The sequence below is a fragment of the Colwellia sp. BRX8-7 genome (assembly GCF_014077275.1).
Classification (GTDB): domain Bacteria; phylum Pseudomonadota; class Gammaproteobacteria; order Enterobacterales; family Alteromonadaceae; genus Colwellia_A.
Window position 1 is genome coordinate 1 of the sequence record NZ_JACGVP010000050.1, and the last position, 3135, is coordinate 3135.

A 3135-nucleotide genomic window follows, 5' to 3' on the forward strand; every position below is an offset into this window, starting at 1 on the left:
TTGGTAATCTTTTGTATTTAGTTGATCGGTAATCATTTTTTGTTATTGTTTATCAATTAAAGTTTGGTGGCGAAGTGGTGCGGTGTTTATTGTTTCTCACTTCCATCAATTAACTATTTATGTGTTTGTTGGTTTAAATGTTCTTAATTAACGTTTCTGCTAACAAGCTATTCAAGTGGGACAAATAACAGTTGGCTAGTTCCGCTCCGCTTCACATTTTAGCCAACTATCATTTGCCCCTTAATAGGGCGTTAGTTGCCGCAACTAGTTCGAGAATTATTTATTTTCAATCAGTGGCATTTCACATCAAAGGATTGGTGTTTGTTTCCTTCCTTTGTTGTTTCAATTATAAGTTTTATAAAGTAGCTTTGTGTTTTTGGCTATCAGTTTTCGCCTAAATTTGCAGGATTAAATAATTAGCAAAGGTGTAAACGGCTCAAATTCACGTTGGGTGGCAAAGTTGCGGTGGGTGTTTTTTAACTCTCACTTCCACTAATTAAATTTATGTGTTGTTGGTGAGTTAAATGTGTTTAACTATCAACAACTAACAAGGCGTTCAAACGGACAAAAAACAGTTGGCTGTTTCACTTCGTTCACATTATAGCCAACAATTTTTTGCCGCTTAACGTGGCGTTATAAGTATTCAAAAAGGGAGTGTATATGTCACCGGATGAGATCAAATTAATAATTAAAGAGTATAAATTTAAATCTATCAAAATTTTAGCGGGATTTCTTTTACTTGCTGTTTTTGCAAATTGGTACTTAATTAATTCAAGTATTGAACGTCATGCTGAGTTAGGTTTACCTTATACAAGTAGCGATTCTGGTTTTATTTGGGGTGCAATAAGCACAGGGTTATATACAGTTTTGGCCTTATGTTTTTATTCTATCGAAAAAATATTGTTAAAACTGTTAATCAAACCTAAAACAGAGTCAGAGTAAAATACTTATAACAAGCCACTCAAGTAGGACAAATAACAGTTGGTTTTGTTCGCTTCGCTCTCTATTATAACCAACTATCATTTGCCTCTTAGTGGGGCGTTATGCGGCATTGCGAATTCAATTAAATGTAATTGTGGTATTTACCTTTTCTTTATCTTGGTTATTTACGCGTAATTAAATCTATTTCAGTTTTTGGTTAAATAGTTTTTCGCCAAAGCAGGTAAGTGGTAAATTCACTTTTTATTAGTGGCTCAAAATTCACAGTTTGGTGTGTCGCAATGCTGTGATTTTTTTAAATGTATATTTTATGTCGCTAATATTTATATAAATTGTGCGGTTTGTGGTAATGTAAAAATCGCATAACAAGGCATTCAAACGGACAAAAAACAGTTGGCTGTTTTCACTCCGTTCAACATTCTAGCCAACTAATTTTTGCCGCTTAATGTGGCGTTATATTGTATGAATATGTATTGGAAAATATCACTAGCTTTAGCATTAATAATTGGAATTTTTTATTCATTTCCTCCGTATACTGCTCAAGCTACTTATTATTATTTAACTCACTCAAGTGAGCTAAATACCATGGATATCGCTTTCACTGAAAGTGACGATAAAACGTGGGAATATAAAAACCGAAAGCTTGCTCCAATATTTAAAACTAAAGATGGTTCTCGACTTTATTTTATGGGCTCTCTTAAACGGTTTAAAAAACAATATGATATTGCTTTTATTAAAGGTGATTACAAAAAAGATTTTTGCACACCTTATTTAATTTATACATCTCAACAGTTTAATTGTAATATCCCTTTGAACAATGGGTGGGTTATTAATTATCAAGGTTTTAGTGTAAATACAATATAACAAGTTACTCAAACGGACGCTAAACAGTTGGCTAGCACTCGTTCCTCGTACATTTTAGCCAACAATTTCGCGCCGCTTAGTAAGGCGTTATAAGCCCTATAGGATCTTCGGTGAACTCTAAACTACTGGATTATAAATTAACTTTTACATTATCAATTTTAATGATGTATCCCGGAGTCGCTTTTCTTTTGGTTTCAAATCAGAGGATTGAAAAGCTTTTGGTTTTTACGCTTGCTGCACTTATTGGAGGCTTCCTTTTCTATCAAAGTTATAATATCTTTAAAAGCGTTCAAGGGTTCTTGAAAAGGTTTTTTATTTCAACATTTCTTGTTAGTGGTTCTTTATGTATTGTTGCAATCACACCTGAAGCTAAAAATGCATCCGCTGGTGCTTTTTTGTTTTTGTTTATTCCAAGTTTGTTTATATCAATCTATCTTTTGTACAAGTCCAAGCCTGCGTTAAAAGTTAAAGCATTGTACAAACGGGCATATAACAAGCCACTCAAGCAGGACAAATAACAGTTGGTTTTGTTCGCTTCGCTCTCTATTATAACCAACTATTATTTGCCTCTTAGTGGGGCGTTATGCGGCATTGCGAATTCGATTAAATGTAATTGTGGTAATTGCCTTCTCTTTATCTTGGTTATTTACGCGTAATTAAATCTATTTCAGTTTTTGGTTAAATAGTTTTTCGCCGAAGCAGGTAAGTGGTAAATTCACTTTTGATTAGTGGCTCAAAATTCGCGGTTTATTGTGTCGCAATGCTGTGAGTTTTTTAATGTGCATTTTATGTCGCTAATATTTATATAAATTGTGCGGTTTATGGTAATGTAAAAATCGCATAACAAGGCATTCAAACAGACAAAAAACAGTTGGCTGTTTTCACTTCGTTCAACATTTTAGCCAACTAATTTTTGCCGCTTAATGTGGCGTTAGGTTGAATCGCCACTTCATTTTATTGTTTAAAGTTTTTGCCAATTTGAATTGAGAGTTTGTATTAAATTAAAGTGGTTTAGCGTGTTTCGCCAAATACTACGTCACCTCCGCAAATAGCGTCTGCGGGCTTTTACAAAAAACAAAAAGTCCTTGCGCATTTGCTTATGAAATTTAGGTGTTGTGGCTCAAAATCCAGCCCTTGTGTTTTTAAAGTGGCGAATGTTATATTCTTTTGATAGTTTGGTTTAAGTTTTTGTATTTACAGAATTGTTCACCTAACAACACGCCCTGAGGTGGACAACTAGTAAAATTTAGCTATTTATTGCAAATTTTAACAGTGGCGATCCTCTTCGTTTTAATGCTTCTAAATATTTTGATTCGTTGTAGGGCGTCTTCG

3 protein-coding genes are annotated in these 3135 nt (G+C 33.8%); all 3 read left to right on the top strand.

All coding sequences use genetic code 11. The features are described from left to right. Positions 1-660: 660 nt before the first annotated feature. Positions 661-942 carry a hypothetical protein gene (locus tag H4J57_RS19240; RefSeq protein WP_182243954.1) on the top strand — a complete coding sequence of 94 codons (282 nt, stop codon included), beginning with the start codon at positions 661-663 and terminating at the stop codon, positions 940-942. 459 nt (positions 943-1401) lie between these two features. Continuing rightward, positions 1402-1803: a hypothetical protein gene (locus tag H4J57_RS19245; RefSeq protein WP_182243955.1), complete on the top strand. Its 402-nt coding sequence runs from the start codon at positions 1402-1404 to the stop codon at positions 1801-1803. A 110-nt stretch (positions 1804-1913) separates the two neighbouring features. Further along, positions 1914-2321 carry a hypothetical protein gene (locus H4J57_RS19250; RefSeq protein WP_182243956.1) on the top strand — a complete coding sequence of 136 codons (408 nt, stop codon included), beginning with the start codon at positions 1914-1916 and terminating at the stop codon, positions 2319-2321. Positions 2322-3135: the final 814 nt, after the last annotated feature.